This is a genomic window from Sediminitomix flava, from assembly GCF_003149185.1.
Taxonomy (GTDB): Bacteria; Bacteroidota; Bacteroidia; order Cytophagales; family Flammeovirgaceae; genus Sediminitomix; species Sediminitomix flava.
Map to the genome: position 1 here is coordinate 364,476 of NZ_QGDO01000003.1, position 19,853 is coordinate 384,328.

Annotated in this window: 14 protein-coding genes; 4 read left to right on the forward strand and 10 right to left on the reverse strand. The window is 33.4% G+C overall.

The genetic code is table 11. The annotated features are described in order from the left end of the window. Window positions 1-30 precede the first annotated feature (30 nt). Window positions 31-2,220: a glutamine synthetase III family protein gene (locus BC781_RS13370; protein ID WP_109618532.1), complete on the reverse strand. Its 2,190-nt coding sequence runs from the start codon at window positions 2,218-2,220 to the stop codon at window positions 31-33. A 398-nt stretch (window positions 2,221-2,618) separates the two neighbouring features. Between BC781_RS13370 and BC781_RS13375 the strand changes: the two genes are divergently transcribed. The 3 genes from BC781_RS13375 to BC781_RS13385 all read left to right on the forward strand — a co-directional run bounded on the left by BC781_RS13375 (window position 2,619) and on the right by BC781_RS13385 (window position 6,914). Beyond that, window positions 2,619-5,750, forward strand: a complete 3,132-nt coding sequence (locus tag BC781_RS13375; protein ID WP_109618535.1) for a hypothetical protein — start codon at window positions 2,619-2,621, stop codon at window positions 5,748-5,750. Window positions 5,751-5,951: 201 nt separating this feature from the next. Next, window positions 5,952-6,521, forward strand: a complete 570-nt coding sequence (locus BC781_RS13380) for a SiaB family protein kinase (protein WP_146201687.1) — start codon at window positions 5,952-5,954, stop codon at window positions 6,519-6,521. A gap of 6 nt (window positions 6,522-6,527) precedes the next feature. Then, window positions 6,528-6,914 (forward strand): DUF1987 domain-containing protein, encoded by a 387-nt coding sequence (locus BC781_RS13385; RefSeq protein ID WP_317047239.1) that lies wholly within the window; start codon window positions 6,528-6,530, stop codon window positions 6,912-6,914. Window positions 6,915-7,005: 91 nt separating this feature from the next. On the opposite strand, the gene BC781_RS13390 is transcribed toward BC781_RS13385, so the two are convergent. The 7 genes from BC781_RS13390 to rpe all read right to left on the reverse strand — a co-directional run bounded on the left by BC781_RS13390 (window position 7,006) and on the right by rpe (window position 15,112). Then, window positions 7,006-7,437 (reverse strand): DUF2147 domain-containing protein, encoded by a 432-nt coding sequence (locus BC781_RS13390; protein ID WP_109618539.1) that lies wholly within the window; start codon window positions 7,435-7,437, stop codon window positions 7,006-7,008. A 52-nt stretch (window positions 7,438-7,489) separates the two neighbouring features. Further along, complete coding sequence (locus BC781_RS13395; RefSeq protein WP_146201688.1) at window positions 7,490-10,834, reverse strand: UvrD-helicase domain-containing protein; 3,345 nt, start codon at window positions 10,832-10,834, stop codon at window positions 7,490-7,492. Window positions 10,835-10,944: 110 nt separating this feature from the next. Further along, the gene (locus tag BC781_RS13400; RefSeq protein ID WP_109618543.1) at window positions 10,945-11,238 is read right to left on the reverse strand and encodes a KTSC domain-containing protein; all 294 of its coding nucleotides are present in this window, start codon (window positions 11,236-11,238) and stop codon (window positions 10,945-10,947) included. A 189-nt stretch (window positions 11,239-11,427) separates the two neighbouring features. Then, the gene (gene rsgA / locus BC781_RS13405) at window positions 11,428-12,357 is read right to left on the reverse strand and encodes a ribosome small subunit-dependent GTPase A (RefSeq protein WP_211323801.1); all 930 of its coding nucleotides are present in this window, start codon (window positions 12,355-12,357) and stop codon (window positions 11,428-11,430) included. Window positions 12,358-12,465: 108 nt separating this feature from the next. Continuing rightward, window positions 12,466-12,894, reverse strand: a complete 429-nt coding sequence (locus BC781_RS13410) for a hypothetical protein (protein WP_109618547.1) — start codon at window positions 12,892-12,894, stop codon at window positions 12,466-12,468. A gap of 96 nt (window positions 12,895-12,990) precedes the next feature. After that, complete coding sequence (locus BC781_RS13415) at window positions 12,991-14,262, reverse strand: aspartate kinase (protein ID WP_109618550.1); 1,272 nt, start codon at window positions 14,260-14,262, stop codon at window positions 12,991-12,993. A gap of 190 nt (window positions 14,263-14,452) precedes the next feature. Next, a complete protein-coding gene (gene rpe / locus BC781_RS13420; RefSeq protein ID WP_109618552.1) occupies window positions 14,453-15,112 on the reverse strand; it encodes a ribulose-phosphate 3-epimerase in 660 nt (219 codons plus the stop codon). Window positions 15,113-15,410: 298 nt separating this feature from the next. Here rpe and BC781_RS13425 point away from each other — a divergent pair, with 298 nt between their 5' ends. After that, on the forward strand, window positions 15,411-17,426 hold the full coding sequence (locus BC781_RS13425) for an alpha-amylase family glycosyl hydrolase (protein ID WP_109618554.1): 2,016 nt from the start codon (window positions 15,411-15,413) through the stop codon (window positions 17,424-17,426). A gap of 82 nt (window positions 17,427-17,508) precedes the next feature. Here the strand turns inward: BC781_RS13425 and BC781_RS13430 are convergent, their stop codons facing one another. Together BC781_RS13430 and BC781_RS13435 are read right to left on the reverse strand one after the other, a co-directional pair. Then, the gene (locus BC781_RS13430; protein WP_109619394.1) at window positions 17,509-18,444 is read right to left on the reverse strand and encodes an AraC family transcriptional regulator; all 936 of its coding nucleotides are present in this window, start codon (window positions 18,442-18,444) and stop codon (window positions 17,509-17,511) included. 516 nt (window positions 18,445-18,960) lie between these two features. After that, complete coding sequence (locus BC781_RS13435) at window positions 18,961-19,797, reverse strand: hypothetical protein (RefSeq protein WP_146201689.1); 837 nt, start codon at window positions 19,795-19,797, stop codon at window positions 18,961-18,963. Window positions 19,798-19,853 lie beyond the last annotated feature (56 nt).

The following is a 19,853-nucleotide window of genomic DNA, read 5'->3' on the forward strand; positions in this document are numbered from 1 at the left end:
TGATATTGGCTCTTGTCTTTAGATTTCAGATTATCTCAAGAATAATAATTCTCTATATTTTGGTAGAGGCCAATCTTGATCATCAATCATCGTTTCTAATTTATCTGCATGCCATCTTAACTGATCGAAATATTTTTCTTTAATATCTTCACAGTAAGCAATCGCTTTATCTCTCGTGTTTTTTATTTTGTTCACTCTTTTTCTTTCTTGAGTCAACTCATAGCTCAAACGTTTGATGCTGCTGATGTGATTTGAAATATTTTTGATTGAAATTACGATTTCTTTCGTTTCTTCTTCCAATCCAAGTTCTTTCAATCCTTTGGCATTTTTAATCAAGGTATTCTGATATTTGATAGCAGTAGGAGCAATGTGATTTACCGCAATATCAGTCATTGTTCTTGCCTCAATCTGGATTTTCATGATGTAATCTTCCAACATGATTTCATGACGAGCTTTGATTTCCTGCTCATTCATTACTGAATTAGAAGTTAGAAGGTTGATTGTCTTCTTATCAGTATATGCATCCAAAGCATGAGGAGTAGATTTTCTGTTGTTCAGGCCACGTTTAGCAGCTTCGTCAACCCACTCATCACTATATCCATTTCCTTCAAAAAGAATATTTTTTGATTCTTGAATATATTCTCTAAGAATATTTACAATAGCAACTTCTTTCTTAACACCTTTATCGATTTGAGCGTCAACAGAAATCTTGAATTTATTCAGTTGATCTGCTACCGCAGTGTTCAATGCAGTCATACTAGTTGCATTGTTTGCGTTAGATCCAACAGCTCTCAATTCAAATTTGTTACCAGTAAATGCAAATGGTGAAGTACGGTTACGGTCGGTGTTATCTAGGAGAATTGGAGGGATTTTATCAATACCCAATTTCATGTAGATGTTATCACCTTTACCTACTTTAACATCTCCATTATGCTCAAGCTCATTCAATACGTTTGTCAGCTGAGTACCAATGAAAATAGAAAGGATAGCTGGAGGAGCTTCGTTGGCTCCTAGTCTATGATCATTACCAGCAGAAGCAATCGATGCTCTAATTAAGTCAGCGTGTTCATAAACAGCTTTGATTGTGTTTACGAAGAATGTTAAGAACTGAAGATTTTCTTTTGCTTTAGAACTTGGTGCAAGTAGATTTTTACCTGTATTCGTTGCTAAAGCCCAGTTGTTATGTTTACCACTACCATTTAATTCTGCAAATGGTTTTTCATGGAATAGAATCTTGAATTCATGTCTTCTGGCAACTTTTTCCATCACATCCATCAATAATTGGTTGTGATCATTAGCTACGTTTACTTCTTCAAAAATAGGAGCAACCTCGAATTGACTAGGAGCAACCTCATTGTGACGAGTAGTAATTGGAATACCTAATTTATAAGATTCAATTTCTAGTTCTTGAAGGAAGTGTTGAACTCTAGATGGGATAGAACCAAAGTAATGATCATCAAGTTGTTGACCTTTAGCTGGTTTTCTACCAAAAAGCGTACGGCCTGTAATTGTTAAATCAGGACGGACATCAGCCAAAGCACTGTCGATTAAGAAAAATTCTTGCTCACAGCCTAGGGTAGGAGTAACTTTAGTAACTGATTTATCAAAATATTGGCAAACTTCTGTGGCTGCAATATCTACTTTTTCTAAAGCTTTAAGTAGAGGGGCTTTATTATCAAGAGCTTCTCCTGTATATGAAACAAAAACGGTAGGAATACAAAGTGTAATACCGTTTCCATTCTCCATTAAAAATGCAGGTGATGTCGGATCCCATGCAGTATATCCTCTTGCTTCAAAAGTTTGTCTGATTCCACCACTTGGGAAAGAAGAAGCATCAGGTTCTTGTCTGATCAATGCACTTCCTTTGAATTTCTCGATTGCTGAGCCGTCAGGGCTTACATCAAGAAATGCATCGTGTTTCTCTGCTGTTGAACCTGTCAAAGGTTGGAACCAGTGTGTATAATGCGTTGCTCCTTTATCTATAGCCCAAGTTTTTAGGGCTGTAGCTACAGCATCAGCTACATATTCATCTATAGATTCACCTTCTTTAATTGCTCTTTCAACTTTCTTGAATACAACTGAAGAAAGTGTTTTTTTCATTTTATTAAGATCAAAAACATGTGATCCATAATAATCTGAAACTAATTCTGATGGTGCCTCAACCTTACGAGATTGACGGTTTTGAAGTTGTGCTAATGCGTTAAATCTTAATGTAGACATGATTTTTAATATAAGAATCTAAAAGTCTATACTATGGTTTCTATTTGGTGCAAAAATACTAGGAAACTACTTATTAGAAAGTTTTTTTGGGTTAAAAATTACCCATGTGTATAATATTTAGTGTTTTTGTGATTTTTACTAGTGCTACTATTCTTAACTTTATAATAAAAATGGCATTGTTTTGGTTGCTGTGTTCTGTGTTTTTTTATTATGAGGATGAAATTTAACTATCTTGGTGAGTATCGCTGATATTATTATTCTAAGAGAATCATCTTATTAGATACTATTTTGAACTTAATTTCTTAGCAGACTCAATAAAGCCATATAATAATCGTTTATATTTCGAATTTACACTTATAGTAATTGTGGTGGAGTGGTTGTATAAAGCTAGATCAGTTATGCGAATATATTTCTTTTTATTGGTTCTTCTCTTTTCATTTCCTTACCTCGGAAATGCACAAGGTGTTACAGGATCAATAGTAATTAATAACAATTCTTCTGTTACGAATCATCCTGAAGGAAAAGTAAATATCAAGGTGATTTCACAGGGGGCTTCCCAAATGCAGATTAGTAGGGATGGTAGTTTTAGAGGGGCAGTTTGGAAACCTATAACACACACAATTTATGATTTCCCACTAATTAGAAGTGGCCAGGAAGATGGTCTTAAAACTTTGTATGCAAAGTTTAGAGATGGTAATGGTAATGTATCAGAAGTTTCTTCAGCGCTGATTGAACTAGATAGACAAGCTCCTTATAATCCATCTTTCCAGATTAACGGCGGATTATCTTATACAAATAATAAGGAACGTAAAGTTCAACTTATTTTGAGTTGTGATGAGGCTAATTACATGATGATTTCTCATCGTGAAGATTTTGCTGGTGCAAAATGGCAGCCATACAGAGAAAGTCTTTCTGATTATAAGTTATTTGGAGTAGATGGTAAAAAGAGACTTTTTGCTAGGTTTAAAGATTTGGCAGGAAACATGTCTGAAGTAGTTGATGCTTCAATTATACTAGATATTACTCCTCCTACAAATGTAGGACTTGCCATAAATAACGGAGCCAAATATTCTAAGTCGAATACAGTAAAATTATCTTTAAAAGCAGATGGTGCCACAGAAGTCCAACTGAGAGGTTCAGATGAATGGTTTCCTCTGCAAAAAGAAATGGAGTGGGAACTGTCTAAAGGTGATGGCCAAAAGGTTGTTTATGCAAGATTTAGAGATGATGCTGGAAATGTATCAAAGGCAGCGAAATCATTTATTATAGTAGATACAACTCCTCCAAAATTTGGTAAAGTAGTAATTGCTAAAAATAAAAGATACATAACAAATTATGCTCATCATAGTATAGAGTTATTTGTACAAGGTGCTTCGCATATGATGGTGTCTAACTTTTCTGACTTTAGAAATGGAAGATGGCAACCCTATACGACAACAATCGCTAATTGGTCTTTTCCTCCGGGAGATGGTGTAAAGCATTTGTATGCTAAGTTCAAGGATGAAGCAAATAACATATCAAAAGTATATTCAGATTCCATTATTCTTGACTCGACTCCACCTAAAAATCCTTTTGTGGAAGTAGTTCATGAAGGGATTGCTTATGATAAGTCGAATGATGTGAAATTCTTGATGAGTGACACTCGAAAGGTGCCTTTAGCAATTAAAGCCGATGATGCTAAATTCATGATGATTAGTAATGTGGGGAATTTCTATGGAGCTAGTTGGCAGTTGTATAAGACAAGTGTTGATTCTTGGCAATTGGAAGGTGAGCATGACGGAGTAAGGCAAGTATATGTGCGATTTAGAGATAAAGCAGGTAATATCTCTGAAACAGCTTTTGATCGTGTAGTAATTGATAATACACCACCTGTAGATGCTCGTATGGTAATTGATGGAAATAATGTTTATACCATTAATAAAGAAAAGAAGACTCAACTTAAGCTTTTTGCTAGAGGAGCAGATCAAATGATGATAAGTAACTTCCCAACTTTCGATAATGCTAAATGGGAAACTTATGGTCAACTAAAAGATTGGACTTTAGATGGGCAAGATGGCGTAAAATCTGTCTTTGTGAAATATAAAGATTTTGCAGGTAATGTAACTGAACCAGTTGCTGATGAAATTATTCTAGATAGACAACCTCCTTTTGATTGCTTAATTGAAATTAATAAAGGAGAAGAGCAGACAAACCATCCAGATGGAATTGTTTGGTTAAAAATTAGAGCTCAAGAAGCCGTCAAAATGCAATTGAGTAATTCTAATGCATTTTCAGGGAAACGCTGGGAAAAGTATAATCCTTTAAATCTTAAATGGAGACTTTCACCAACAGATGGTGATAAAGAAGTATTTGTGAGATTTATGGATGAAGCTGGAAATATTTCTCAAGCATTCTCTGATAAGATCAGGCTTAATAGACGTCCTCCTCAAGAGGGTAAGATTGTCATCAATGATGGAGGTAAGCTGAATAACAGTAATGAGGTTTCTCTTACAATTTCTGCTAAAGGAGCTACCGAGATGATCGTAAGTACAAATATTGACTTCAGAGGAGCCGATTGGGAGCCTTTTAACCCTAAGAAAGTCTGGAAGTTTAATAATGGTGATGGCGTAAAGTATCTTTATATCAAGTTTAAAGATGAAATAGGTAACATTTCAAGACCTGTAGGTGCTAGGGTTGGTATTGATACTAAGGCTCCTGAACAAGGAATGATTGTTATTAATAAGAAAGAAAAATATTGTACGAATATAAATGGTATGGTTACTCTTCGCTTATTTGCTAGAGCAGCAACTAAGATGATGATTAGTAACAATAGTAATTTTGAAGGAACAGATTGGCAACCTTTCAAGCCGTTTGTATATGACTATATGTTAGACAGTGAAGAAGACGGTGAAAAGTATGTTTATGCTAAATTCTCTGATGACGCTGGAAATGCTACAGTTCCTATTAAAGCAAGTATCTATTTGGATAGACAGGAACCTGTAAACGAAATGCTAGTGATTAATAACGGAGAAAAGCTTACAAACAACCCTGATAATGTAGTTTCTTTGGAAATTATGGCTGAAGGAGCAGATGAAATGATATTATCAAACTCAGGAAGCTTCAATAGTGCTACTAAATGGGAACCATATAGACCGTCAAGAGAATGGAGAGTATTAGGTCGTGATGGAGCTAAAAACGTTTTCGTGAAATTTAGAGACAAAGCTGGAAATGAGTCTAGTGTAGCTAAAGCGAAAATTACTTTAGATACAACTCCTCCAATTCCTAGATTCTTGAAAATTAATAATGGTCAAACTGCAGTGAATACGAAGTTTGTAAATCTTACTATTCAAGCGAAAGACGCATCTCACATGATGGTTTCAAATAATCCGAAGTTTGAAGGTGCTTTGTGGGAACCTTACTCTGATAAGAAGCCTTGGCAGCTTACAGATGGACCAGGTTTGAAACGAGTTTTTGTAAAATTTAAAGATGCTGCAGGTAACGTGTCTGGAAATAAATGGGCTGAGATAACTTATTATCAAGGTTCAAACTAATAGATGAGGTGTGTATACTTAAATACACACCTCTTTTTTATCTTTTTTTGTAAAAGAGAATGGTTATTTTTTCATTTCAAACCAAAAAAATTATATTTTGTGAAAAATTCTATTTTTTAGTTTCCCACTTATGCTTGTGCAATATTTGAACTGCATAATTATATATTTTACTAATTGATAAATGCCTTAATTTTATCAAAGTTGAAAAAAATTGCTTTGAAAGAATCCTTAGATATCAAAGAATATTATGAAGAACTTCAACAGCTAGAAGGGGTCATCTTTTCTTACAGAGGTGTGATAAATGCTGATACGCTAGATCATATTCTTTCTGTGGCAGAAGATGAAATATCTCTCAATGAATCTATTCCCAAATTCAAGAGGAGAGTTCACCTTATTATAGTGGAAGCACTTCAGAATATCTTTCATCACTTTGAGTACCGATCTAAAAACTCAGATCCCTTTTTTAATAAGATCATTTTTTTCCTATCCAAAGATCAAGAAAAATATTCTATTACATCTGGAAACTTTGTTACTGAAGAGCATATGTATGAGCTCAGTGAGCGGATTGATACAGTGAATTCATTATCCGTAGAAGAGTTGAAAAATGTATATCGTGGAATATTGAGTAACGGAGAGTTCTCAGAATATGGAGGAGCCGGTTTAGGTATTATAGATCTTGCTCGGAAATCTGGACAAAAGTTAGAATACGAGTTTTTAGACATGGGCTACTCCGAAAAGTTTTTTTGTTTGACAGTAAACGTGCCATTATAAATAACAATGATGAAGAACTTTTATCTTGAAAAGACATCAAAAACACCAAAAATATCTTTGGATGGGATAACCGGGAAATTTATTATTTCAGGTCGGTCTATTCCCGAGAATTCATTGGAGTTTTACAAACCTGTTTATGATTGGTTAGATGAATATAAATCAGAACCACAAGATACTACCTTTGTAGAGGTAAGTTTAGAGTATTTTAATACAAGCTCTTCAAAGTGTATTGTGGAAATTCTTAGACGTGTAGAATCCCTTACTGAAGTTGGTTCACGCGTGATCGTAAAGTGGTATTACGACGAAGAAGATGAGGATATGAAAGAAGCTGGATTAGATTTCCAGGAAATTATTAAGATTCCAATTGAATTGGAAATGATAGAAGAAGAATAGGCACCTTATTGTAATAGATAAGTTTCTTCACAAAAAAATTAGCCCAATATCAATCTGATATTGGGCTAATTTTATTTAATACATTCTTAATTTATTGAACCTTGATCCATTCTTGAGAACGACCTAGTAAACTGAAACCTAGAAAGCCTCGGACTTCCATTTTTTCTCCGCTTTCAGATACTTTTAGAATACAGCCGTAGATTTTTCCATTTGCAGGATCAAGAATTTCACCTTCTTCATACAATCCTTCCTCTTCTAATTCCATGTCACGGATAATTTCCAATCCAACAATTTTCTGATCTTTTCTGTCATCAGGACATTTATCACAAACTTTTGATGGATCATCATCTAGTAATTCAGCAATCTTACCGAATACTTTACCATTTTTTTCAAAAATTTCTACGATTGATCTAGCTTTTCCTGTTTCATCATCAATCGTTTTCCATTTTCCGATGGCTGATTTTTGAGCGAATGATGAATAGCTAAGTAGTAAAAGTCCAAATAAAATTAGTAAGTTTTTCATATTGTGGTTTTTTATTAAAAAAATGCATTTCTATATCATTATAAGATAATTCTTAAGTCACAATTTTACAAAAAGGAACCTCAGTATAAACCAATATTTTTTCAATTTCTTTATAACCTAATGATTGGAAATACTCTCCATATTTTTTGATTTGTTGAATATGACTTTCTTGAGGATTATTTCCAGTTTTATAATCAATTATTATTACCTTTTTATCTTTAACAAGAACTCTATCTGGTCTTAAAGATTTAACAGTACTTAGTCCTTTGATTCTTTTTGGCCTTAAAATTAGCTCTCTTTCGTTTAGAACTTTATAGTTTCGCCCCTCTAAAAAGTATTCTTTTAGCTCTTCTAAATCCATTACTTTAAGCATTTGTTCTTTGATAGAATGGATTTCATTAGAAGTTATAGCGCCACTATATTTTAGCTCTTCAAGTACCTTGTCAAGGTCATTTATAGTGTTTAGTTTTTCAAAAGCTTTATGTACAAGTAGCCCTTTTCTTTGAGTTGAGAGTAATTCGGAAATGCTTAATTCACTTTCAAATTCTTCATTATTATTACTTTTTAAAGAAATAATGCTTTTGGAAGAGCTGTGAATAACTTTTGGGAGATTATAGTTTTCAATTTCTTCCTTTTTCTTTGAATCCACTTTCTCTTCTACATCATCAAAAAAACTATATTCTGAAATTAAAATAGGCTCATTTTCATCATCTAAAGTTATTTCAATTTCTTTTTTATCAATATGTAGATCTTCATTTTCTTGGTTTAAGAAAAGATTGAATAGATGACTGATATGTTGTATCGAATTCCCTGATTTCGTTTCTTTTCCTATGATATGAAGCTCCTCTTCAGCTCTTGTCATAGCTACATAAAGTACATTGAAGGCATCTAAAAATGTAGCTTCTTTTTCTTTGTAAACATCGCCACTAAACAGTGTTTTTTCAGTGGTTTTGTTAATTCCCATAATTGTAGTATTCAAATCGGGGAATAAGTTATTTTCCCACTCAAGCCAAAGCTTTTCAGTAGGGTATGGGGTCGTTTTCCAATCTGCAAAAGGCATAATTACGATAGGATACTGTAGCCCTTTGGATTTGTGAATGGTAAGTATTTCAATGGAATCTTCTGATTGAGGAGAGTTAATTGAAAGTTTATCAGACTTAGTTTCCCAAAAAGTAAGAAAATCGAGAAGGTGATTTCCTTTAATGTTGCTAAAGTCTAATATGATATCCAAAAACCTTTGAAGATAAATCTGTTGGTCTTCAAGGTTATTAAAGTTGAATATATTGTAGATTTCTTCGATTAAGTCATAAAGGGGGAGAAGGTTTAATGCATTGTAATCTATATTGATGTTAAACTCATCTTTTATGTGTTTGAAAAAAGTCGGGAGATCACTGTTTTGGACGTTTAGTGTAAAGTCCAGGTATTTTTTCCCTTGTAGAAGATTACTTTTCTTTGTGAGTTTACTTAGAATTCTATAGAGATGTAATTTCTCAGCCTCTATGTCTTTGCTAGAAATTATTTTTAAAAGACAAATTGAAAGTTGTACAGCTTCTGAGTTATTTACTAATAATGACTCAGATGAAACAACTCTAAGGCCTTTCTCAATTAAGAATTGGGCAACATTGACACCATGGCTGTTATTTCGAACGAGTATCGCAATATCAGAATATCTATACCCCTTATCAATTACGTTATTAATAGTATTTAATACTGTATAAAGACTAGTGTCAGCGTATTGTTGCTTATCATTTAGGAGTTGAATACTGACATTACCGCCTGCTTTTGATGTGATATTTTGAGCTACATCTTGATAATATTGAGTGATGCTTGGATAATCACTCTTAAGTTTAGATACAATAAGGTTAAAGAAATGGTTGTTAAAAGTGATGACATTTGATCGACTTCTGTAGTTTGTTTGAAGAGCAATACTTTCTTGATGCATTTTGAAAGTATATTCTTCGTCTTTTAATGAAGAACCTTCTGGCGCTGTAGTAATTTCAGGTAGTGAAACTAACATTTGAGCTTTCCCTCCTCTCCATCTATAAATTGCTTGCTTAGGATCTCCAACTACAAGGCTAGTCAAGTTTTTTGATAAAGTATGAGTGACTAAAGGTATTAGGTTATGCCACTGCATCATAGAGGTATCTTGGAACTCATCAATCAAAATGTGATTGTATTTTTCACCTATTCTTTCATAAAGATAAGGGACTGGTTGTCCTTCGATTACAGTGTTTATTTTTTTATTGATGTCTGAAATATGAACAATATTCTTTTCCTCTTTAAGCCTATTTATTTCATTAGAAATCTCATTGATCGAAGATAACAGATAGATGTTTTTATCAAGCTCTTTCGCTATAATATAGTCACTTTCTACATCTTGAAGGATGGAGTTGATTTGTAGATGTAGGTCAACCAATTGAGGACGTATAAGTTCAATTGCTTGTTGAGCAGCGGAAGAGGCTTTACTACTATGCCATTTAGAGCTATTGTCGTTAAATAATTTACTAAGCCTTGCTTTTACTTCTACATCTAAGATTGAAACATCTGGATTGGCTAGTTTATTAAAATAAGGATGTATAGTCGAATTTCCATACGCAAAGTCAGCAGCTTCAATTTGATTTGTTTTGATTAACTCAGCTCCTTTTTGGGCTAGCTCTCTAACCTGATTTTCAATTTTTGTATTAAAAGCAATGATTTCTTTACGTAATCTTTCAAAGTCTTCAAGGGTAAGCTCTGATAAATTTTGAATGATATTCCATTTTTCTTCGCTAAATATATTCTGACCAAAAGAAGTGAGACTATGATCTAAATACCAGCTATTCCCTTCTGATGCTCTTCTAAAGGCAAAGTCTACTAAAAGTTGTGTGAGTTTTGATTGTTCCTTTTTACCAGCTTTATCTTGAATGATCTGAATAGCATCCTGTAATAATTCATCTTTATCTAATTGTAAGTCAAATCTGAATGGGAGCTCTAGGTCTTTTTTAAAGGCTTGTACAATTTTTTGATTAAATGAATCAATAGTACTTACAGCAAAGTCTGAGTAGTTATGTAAAATTGAATAATAAATACTTTCAGCCCTTTCGCTTATGATTTTTTCAGTATAACCACTTTGAGGATATTCTTCATTAAGTTCGTCAACAATAAGTTTAAGGATAAAAGGTTTTTCACCACCGTTTAAATAGTCTCTCATATCAGATAGACTATCTAAAATTCTATCTTTCATTTCATTTGTGGCATCTCTGGTAAATGTGACAGCTAAGATGCTTTTAAAGTAATCGGATCTGAATTCACCTTCTAAAGCTGGTGCTGTAAATACAATTTTTAAGTATTCTTTTGTAAGGGTGAAGGTCTTACCTGAACCTGCTGAAGAACTATATACCTTAAACTGTTTATCCATGAAACTAAAATTTGAAAGAATATTGAATATGTAGTGCAAATTTAAGCTTCCCAAAAAGAAAAAGCTACAAGTCGGAACTTGTAGCTTTTTTATTTTTTCTTTTTTAGGGGTTAATACGGTGTATTAGACTTGTTGCTGAAAATGTTTTTGAAATTCTCTAAAAACGAACTTTCTTCTTTCTGACGATGCGACAAGGTTCTGAGTAATTGTCTTCCTACAGATTCACTGTTAATTATCTCTTTGTAATCTTGTAAGGTAATACTTTCATAGCCTCTGATTTTTCCTTTGTGTTTTCCTCTTTTGTATTTTACTTCAAGGAATTCAGCTTCATAGTCATAGATTAAAAATTCAATTAATGAAGAGTTTTCGATAACAATTTTTTCCTTCAGAACTTCCTTAACCATAGATTTGGAGGTTATCAGTACTACGTTTGATTTGAGTTGAAAAATTCCAACTTTAATGACTTAAAATCTTCTTAAGATAGGATAATTTCTTTAATTAAACTGATTTACAGAAAAAAAGATATTATTATCTAACGGTTGTATTCCTTTAGTACATCTTGAACTATAAATTATAAAAGAAATACAACAAGACTATCTTCTATTGTCATCAGAATTTAAAATACTGAGATAGCTTTGATAGCGGGGAAGTGCAATTTTGCCTCCTTCAACTCTTTTCAAGACTTCACAATTCGGTTCGTGTACATGCGTACAGTTATGATATTTGCAATGTCCCATTGCATCTTTTATTTCAGGGAAAAAGTGTCCAATTGTAAGGTCTTCTAAGCCAATAATACCAAGTTCTTTAATTCCTGGAGTATCAATCACAAAACTATTGTCATTTACTTGGAACATTTGTGCAAATGTAGTTGTGTGTTTTCCCTTGTCTGCGAAAGTAGATATTTCATCAGTTCTCTGAGAAATGTTAGGGTCAATTCGGTTGATGAGTGTTGACTTTCCAACACCTGAATGACCAGCTAAAAGAGATTTTTTGCCTAGAATGAGCTCATCAATAATGTCTGTGTCATCGTCTGTTAGCGCAGAAATAGCAACACAGTTATAACCTAGGTTTTCATATAAGGCCATTAACTGCTCTTGATATTCAAGATCTTCTTCAAGAAGTAAGTCACATTTATTGAAGGCAATAGTTACTGGAATGCCAAAAGATTCAGCAGAAACTAAAAATCGATCAATAAAACCAAGTGAAGTTCTTGGCGATACAAGAGTTGCAATAAGAATTGCTTGATCGATGTTTGCAGCTATCACGTGACCGTGATATTTTTTACGAGTTGATTGACGAATGATATAATTATCACGTTTCAAAAGCTCTGTAATTACTACAGTGTTTTCAGACTCATTTTCAAGCTCAAAATGTACATAGTCTCCAACAGCTATCGGGTTGGTTACTTTCATTCCTTTTAGCTTGAATCTCCCTCTCAATCGTCCTTTGTAGCTTTTCTGATTTTCTTCGTCGAAGATATCATACCATGAGCCAGTGGAACGTACAATTAATCCTTTTGTCAAAATAGAATATTTCTTTGATTATTAATTTTGCAAATATACAAAGTGATAGATTATTCTATCTTAAATAAAATAAAAAAGCTGCCTATTGGCAGCTTTTCTTGAATGTCTTTATGCGACAGGGTTATTATTCCAAATGATTTCTCGAGTATTTCGATCAATGTTAAGTAAAATCCTTAGTGGATTTGGAATAATAACTAGTTTTGTTTCCTTGTGTAAATAGTCGTCAATTTCAACATACACTCCTTGGTTATAAGTGACATCTAGTTCTGGACCGTTTTCGTTTTCTCCAGTTTTGATGTAAGAATCAGCGATATAACTGATTGGAGAAAGAACATCAGAGTCAGGACATAATTCATCGTGTACATCGCCAAGGATTTCTTCCATTACCTCTCCATGCTCGTCAATGAAATCATCTTCAAGCTCATGAAGTTCGTCTTCAACATCGTCATATCTTTCATCGTTATAGTCAATCTTATTTAATTCTGATCGCTTTTCGATGATCTCTAGTATTGCTTTGTCAATGGCCTTTGTATTCATGATTACTAATTAGGAATTTTTCTAATGTTTCCTACAAATATCAAAATATAATGTTGGAATAAAAATGATAGCGTAATAAATACACTTATGTTTTATTTATACTCTTCTTACCAATTGGTAAGTTGTATCTGTTTTTTGTTCTAGTAAAACTCCCTTATCCAAGTTGATGTCGTATGCAGTTAAAACATCATGAAATGGATTTTTTATTGTGACAAGTTCTAAATTGTCTATACTTTCTATGTGGAAGTGTTTGTCGAATAATTGCACTAATTTACGAAATTTTGACTTATTCGTGTTGGTACAAATCGTTAATTTATGAGCGGAATTCTTTGTGAGATTCACTTCAATATGATAACGAGCGAGTTCCTTAAATATAATCGCAATATTTGCTCTGTTAACATTTAGGAAATCTTTTTCTTCAAAAGTGATTAGACTTTGCTTGCTCTTAAATATGATAGAAGTGACATCTTCTTCAGTTGGGAAGTTGCCAATACGTGTCCCTTGTTGTTCTGGTTTTATAAATGATTTAACTAACAAAGGGATGTTTTTGATCGCTAGCGGACGAATTGTTTTAGGGTGGATAACACTCGCACCGTAATAAGTCAATTCTGCTGCATATTTATATGAAAGTTCATTGAAAAGAATTGTATTTCGAATTCTTCTTGGGTCTGCATTTAAAATACCCGGTACATCTTTCCAAATAGTAACATGATCCGCATCTAGACAAGCACCAAAAATAGCAGCACTGAAGTCTGAACCTTCTCTTCCTAGAGTAACTGTTTTATTGCTAGACATACTGCCTCCAATGAAGCCTTGAGTAACCAAAACTTGGTTTTCAAGCATATTAGGTAACTCAGTGCGAATTGTCTGTTCGGTCCAATCCCAGTTAATGATTCCTTCTTTCCAATCTTCGGAAGCTAAGATGTAATGCCTTGCATCAATCCATTGAGTAGGGATATTAGCATGATTCAAGTATGCGGCAATTATATGAGTTGAAATCAGCTCTCCGAAACAAATGATTTGATCATAGAGCTCATTTTCACTTACATCATCACTTTTTTCTAGTTTCTTTTCCAGAAGGAAAAATAAATTATCGACTTGTTTGAATATATCATTCTTAGGGTCTTCTTGGAAGAGCTTCGTAATGATATCAAAATGGAAGGCTTTTAAATCTTCGATTAGAGAGACAAAATCCTCATCTTTAAGAAAAGAGGAAAGGATGTCTTCAAGTTTATTTGTTGTTTTTCCCATAGCGGAAACGACAACCATCACTTGTTTACGTTCTGAGAAGTTGTTGATGATTGAGACAACATTTCTTACTGCATCAGCATCTTTTACTGACGCACCACCAAACTTGAACACTTTCATTTGTATATTCTAGTTTAAGTTGATAAAGCTTTTTTTTGGGATTAATTAAACGAGCCGTAAAAGTAGGCTTGAATTTGAATTAATCAAACAAAAAAGTAATAGTTTAAATGGAAAGTTTGGTGTATTAGGAAAGGGAAAAACTTATTAAGATATAAAAAGAAATCCCTCAGGTTGCTGAGGGATTTTAAGATTATTGAGGAATCTCAATTTTAATTTTTTCAATTGCTGATTTAGGATCTTCATTTCCAAAAACATAGCTACCTGCTACAAGAATACTCGCTCCAGCTTCAACTAATTTGTCTGCATTCTTGTCGTCCACACCACCGTCAATTTGGATTAAAGTGTGAGCGTTGTTTCTGTCAATGATATTTTTCAGATCACGAACTTTATCATACGTTTTTTCGATAAATTTCTGACCACCAAAACCAGGGTTTACAGACATGATACAAACATAGTCAAGCTCTGTAATGATGTCTTCTAGTAAACTTACTGGGGTATGAGGGTTGATTGCAACCCCTGCTTTACAACCAAGTTCTTTAATTTTTTGAATTGATCTATGTAAATGAGTACAAGCCTCATAATGAACAGAAATTAATTCAGCACCAGCTTTTTTAAAAGCTTCAAGGTATTGATCAGGATTCTCGATCATTAAGTGTACATCCAAAGGCTTTTGTGCATGTTTGTGAATTGCAGCACAAACAGGTAGTCCAAATGAGATATTTGGAACAAAAGCGCCATCCATTATGTCAATGTGGAACCAATCAGCTTGGCTATCATTGATCATTTCTACGTCTCTTTGCAGGTTTGCGAAATCTGCTGCAAGTACTGAAGGTGCAATAATAGTTTTCATGCCGCAAAGATAATTGAATGTGAATAGTGAAACAATTTTACTTATATCTTCAATATTTTTTTGTGAAATAAGAAGAGTAAAATTAAATTATAATATTGTTCAATATTTATGAAAAATTTCTTGCTGCTGAATTGTGTAATTTTTTTATGATCATAGTCATCTTAGGTTATTGAAAAATAAACCATTTTGCATGCTGTCATTCAATGTCTTTATCCTAATCCAGTTTACACTTAAGATTCAAACACTCAATTATTCTTGTGTAAAGTGTGTGTAATATATTTTTTTAAGATTAATCCCTATGAAAACCAACACAAAAAATAGTGACTTGAGGCTTCTCAAAGATGATCCATGGTTAGAGCCACATGCTGAAGAAATTGAAAATCGTTTTCAACGTTTTCAAGCTCGAAAAGAGGAAATAGAAAATTCTTACGGTTCATTAAAAGAATTTGCATCAGCGCATAAATTCTATGGTTTTAACTATGATGAAAAACTAAAGGGTTGGTACTATCGTGAATGGGCTCCAAATGCACACGCATTATATTTAATAGGAGACTTCAATAATTGGGATAGAACTTCTCATCCATTGAAAAGTATTGGAGATGGAAATTGGGAGATTTTCTTAAGTGATGCAGGCTATCAAGAAAGATTGACTCATGAAAGTAAACTGAAAGTTCATGTTGTTTCTGATATGGGAGGTATGGACCGTATTCCTTCTTATATCAGAAGAGTAGTTCAAGAGCAAGATTCACCAAACTTTACTGGTCAATTCTGGAATCCAGAAAAAGAATTTGATTGGTCTGATGATAAGTTTTCACTACCTACTGATCAACAACCTCTTATTTATGAGGCTCATGTAGGTATGGCGCAAGAGACTGAAAGTGTAGGGACATATTCTGAGTTTGTAGAAAATGTATTGCCAAGAATTAAGAAGCTTGGGTACAATACAATTCAGTTGATGGCCGTTCAAGAGCATCCTTATTATGGTTCTTTTGGTTATCACGTTTCAAACTTTTTTGCTCCGACATCTAGATTCGGAACACCAGAAGAATTAAAGGAACTTATAAAATCTGCTCATAAAGAAGGAATTGCTGTGATTATGGATATTGTTCATTCGCACGCAGTGAAAAACCTAAATGAAGGTTTAAACTTCTTTGATGGCACTGAATATCAATATTTCCATTCAGGAGGTAAAGGTGAGCATCCAGATTGGGATTCAAAACTATTTGATTACGCTAAGCCTGAAGTATCAAGATTCTTACTTTCAAATGTGAGGTATTGGCTTGAAGAGTTTCATTTTGACGGCTTTAGATTTGATGGTGTTACTTCAATGTTATACCATCATCATGGACATGCTGGTTTCAATAGTTATGATGACTATTTCGGTATGGGTACTGATGTTGATGCTATTACTTATATTCAATTGGCAAATGAGTTGACTCATGAGGTGAGCCCTACAGCTTTAACGATTGCTGAAGATGTAAGTGGTATGCCAGGTTTGTGTAGACCAGTTGATGAAGGAGGGGTAGGATTTGACTTCAGACTTGGGATGGGTATTCCTGATTTCTGGATTAAAATCTTAGAAGAACAACGTGATGAGGACTGGAATATGTGGGATTTCTGGAACGTAATGATTAACCGTCGTTGGAATGAGAAATCAGTAGCATATGCAGAATCACATGATCAAGCGTTGGTAGGAGATAAAACATTAGCTTTCTGGTTGATGGATAAAGAAATGTATTGGAGTATGAATGATGAATCAGAAAGTCCAATCATTGATAGAGGTATTGCCTTACATAAAATGATCAGAATGTTGACTGCGAGTGCGGGTGGAGATGCCTACCTAACTTTTATGGGGAATGAGTTTGGACATCCAGAATGGGTTGACTTTCCTAGAGAAGGTAATGGGTGGAGCTATAAGCATGCTCGTAGACAATGGTCTTTGGCAGATAAAGGCTTCTTACGTTATAAAGACCTAAATAATTTTGATCAAGGCATGATAGAGTTATTGAAAGAATATAATGTTCTCTCAGATTCTAGTATCGAATTATTGAACGTAGATAATGATAACAAGACTTTAATATTCAAAAGAGGAGAATTGGTCTTTGTTTTTAATTTCCATTATCAGAATTCAATTCCTGATTACAAATTCCATGTAAACTCAGAAGCAAAGTTTAAGATTGTATTTACTTCAGATGAGAAGGCTTTTGGAGGGTTTGATCGATTAGATAGAGATGCCGAATTCTTTAGTGATAAAGATCAAAAACTATCAATTTATAATATAAACCGTGCTGTTGTAGTTTATAAAGAAGTTTAAAAACTAGTAATAGTAGATCACAAAAAAAACTCCATTGTTGTTAAACAGTGGAGTTTTTTTATCTTTTAAGATGATGAAAATCTTAGATGTCAATGAGAGAATCTCTCTTTCTCATTTTACCAGCAGGGATACCAAACATCATTTTAAATCTTCTACAGAAATAAGCGGTGTCTTTGTATCCAACTTCTGCACCAATAGCTCGAATACTTTTCTTAGAAGTACGAAGAAGGTCTACGGCTTTCTCCATACGTTGGTATTCAATGTAGTCTTGTGGGTTGATACCAGTAAGCATTTTGAAGTATTGACCTACGTAGTCTTCTGATACATTGGCTACACTTGCAAGAGTTTTATTTGAAAGATCTCCAGCAATATTGTCTTTAATGTAATTAAAGATGTCAATAAGTCTGCTGTCTTTGAAGTAGTTACTGTTTGTAGCTAATTGCTCAACAAACATTTTACTCTCAAGAATGTAGCGGAATACTTCAATAATTAGGTATTCTGTCAAGTTATTGATGATTCTTGAACGCCCTGCTTTATTTGATCCATTCTCATCATAGATCTGATCAACAGTATCTTTCAGAGAAGAACTCTGATGGATAATAAATGGAGGGAAATCAAGAGATGTAAAGAAGTTTACAGAATCGAAAGCCTTTACATCAAAAGTGACAGAAATAAAATTCGTCAAGTCAGCCTCGTCCAAATGGATGAAATCTTCATGTTCCATTTGAATTGGACTAAAGTACAATTCTCTTTTGTTAATGAAGGTCTCATTGTTTATTTCTTCTGCCTCAACAGCACCGAAGGTGATTTCAGTACTGCGTCCGCCAGGAATAAAAATGATATCTCCAGCAGTAGCAACGTCGTTTTCAGCAAGAGTAATCTTCCCTTTGTTGACGAGAAATAGCGTGTTCTGAACATCGTAGAAGTTATGGATTCGAACCGACTTGATTACATTAAGTGAATTTGTTCGAATAAATTTAATGTTCAGTGATTCGATTATTTTATTGTAATCGTCAATCATAATTTAGGTTGATGTTAAAGAGGTAAATAATTGGGAACGTTGGTTAAGTTTTTAAAAAGGTAGCTACCCTAAAAGTGTTTTTAGCAATAAAATGCAATATAAATTTTCTTTTTATTGACTCTTAAACTAATATGAAAATAGTATTTTTTCTTTTTTTAGAAAAATATACTTCTGTTTTTTTATAAAAAAAACATGATTTTTTTTTGAAACGCTCTCAAAGAACAATGCATAATTAAAGTATTAATTATGGGTAAAGTCAATTTTTTTTGGTTTTATTCTATAAAAAGCCAATAAAATGAAATAAAGTATGGGTTAAGCTGAGAAAGAGAGGTATTGTAGAAAAAATGACTTTTGCATTATTAGAAGGTTAGATTGTACTGCTTCTTAAAGTGCAAATTAAAACAATATACTTATATGAAGATATGTTTTCATTAAAGTTATTTTAGCCGCTTTTGCCTTAAAAAAAGAATACAAATTACCCTAGAAGTAATAAAATCTTCTAGGGTAGTTCATTTATGCTGAAATTGCTTTGATGTAGCCTTGCCCGTCATGTAGGAAATCTTTACAAATTTCTAACTGACTTTCAGTTCTAGAGAACACTTTCGCACTATACTTACAACCAAACCAAGCTTCTTCTTTAACCCAATTCGCTCCATTTAGAGGAAGTAGTTTATTATTAAGTACTTCTTCAGATGATGGGCGACTTACATAAAAATAGGGCTCACTTTCAAATTTATCACCAGGAGAGAAGCCGATAGATAGATTTGATTCACTGTTTTTGTGAATAGGAAAGCTGGTTTCCAAGTTTAGGTAGAGTGGCGAAATTAGAAGTTCTGTAGTATGATCTCTTTTGTTTTTGAAGTGATTTAATAACTCAAAAGCATTTGAGTAATATTTAGTTAGTTCTAAACCTGAATCCTTACTTTCAATTTCATAGACTAGATCAGGGTCAATATTGAAAGATTCATCATTGAATGGCAGATCTTCTGAAAGGTTGCGATTGTCTATCCCAACGAGATTAATTTCAGATTTAATCCATTCATAAGCTTCTCTTTGGGAAACTCCGTCTAGACTTAGGCTATTTTCAATAGACTGATTGTCTCTGATGAGTAAAAGTGTTAAGTCTTCTGGAACAACAGCAAGTTTGAATGAATGCCCAGAACTGTCACATTTATGAGTAGATACAGCATTAAATTCAGGTAGCCATGTTAACATTATTGAATTTGGATCACAGTCTGTAATCCCTTTTTCAACGATTGCAATCAATCTCACAACACTATGAAATTGTTTTTTGTAGGTATCCAGTTTTTCAAAATCAACGTTACCTATATTATTCCATTGAATTTTCATATATAAATATAGAAGTGAGTTATAATCAGTATTCATATATCATAATGAAAAAAATA

Coding starts and splice junctions, on each gene's coding strand:
- BC781_RS13375 (WP_109618535.1), top strand. CDS start 2,619: ATGCGAATATATTTCTTTTTATTGGTTCTTCTCTTTTCATTTCCTTAC.
- BC781_RS13410 (WP_109618547.1), bottom strand. CDS start 12,894: ATGAATACAAAGGCCATTGACAAAGCAATACTAGAGATCATCGAAAAG.
- BC781_RS13395 (WP_146201688.1), bottom strand. CDS start 10,834: ATGGATAAACAGTTTAAGGTATATAGTTCTTCAGCAGGTTCAGGTAAG.
- BC781_RS13385 (WP_317047239.1), top strand. CDS start 6,528: ATGATGAAGAACTTTTATCTTGAAAAGACATCAAAAACACCAAAAATA.
- BC781_RS13415 (WP_109618550.1), bottom strand. CDS start 14,262: ATGAAAGTGTTCAAGTTTGGTGGTGCGTCAGTAAAAGATGCTGATGCA.
- BC781_RS13435 (WP_146201689.1), bottom strand. CDS start 19,797: ATGAAAATTCAATGGAATAATATAGGTAACGTTGATTTTGAAAAACTG.
- BC781_RS13425 (WP_109618554.1), top strand. CDS start 15,411: ATGAAAACCAACACAAAAAATAGTGACTTGAGGCTTCTCAAAGATGAT.
- BC781_RS13390 (WP_109618539.1), bottom strand. CDS start 7,437: ATGAAAAACTTACTAATTTTATTTGGACTTTTACTACTTAGCTATTCA.
- BC781_RS13400 (WP_109618543.1), bottom strand. CDS start 11,238: ATGGTTAAGGAAGTTCTGAAGGAAAAAATTGTTATCGAAAACTCTTCA.
- rpe (WP_109618552.1), bottom strand. CDS start 15,112: ATGAAAACTATTATTGCACCTTCAGTACTTGCAGCAGATTTCGCAAAC.
- BC781_RS13370 (WP_109618532.1), bottom strand. CDS start 2,220: ATGTCTACATTAAGATTTAACGCATTAGCACAACTTCAAAACCGTCAA.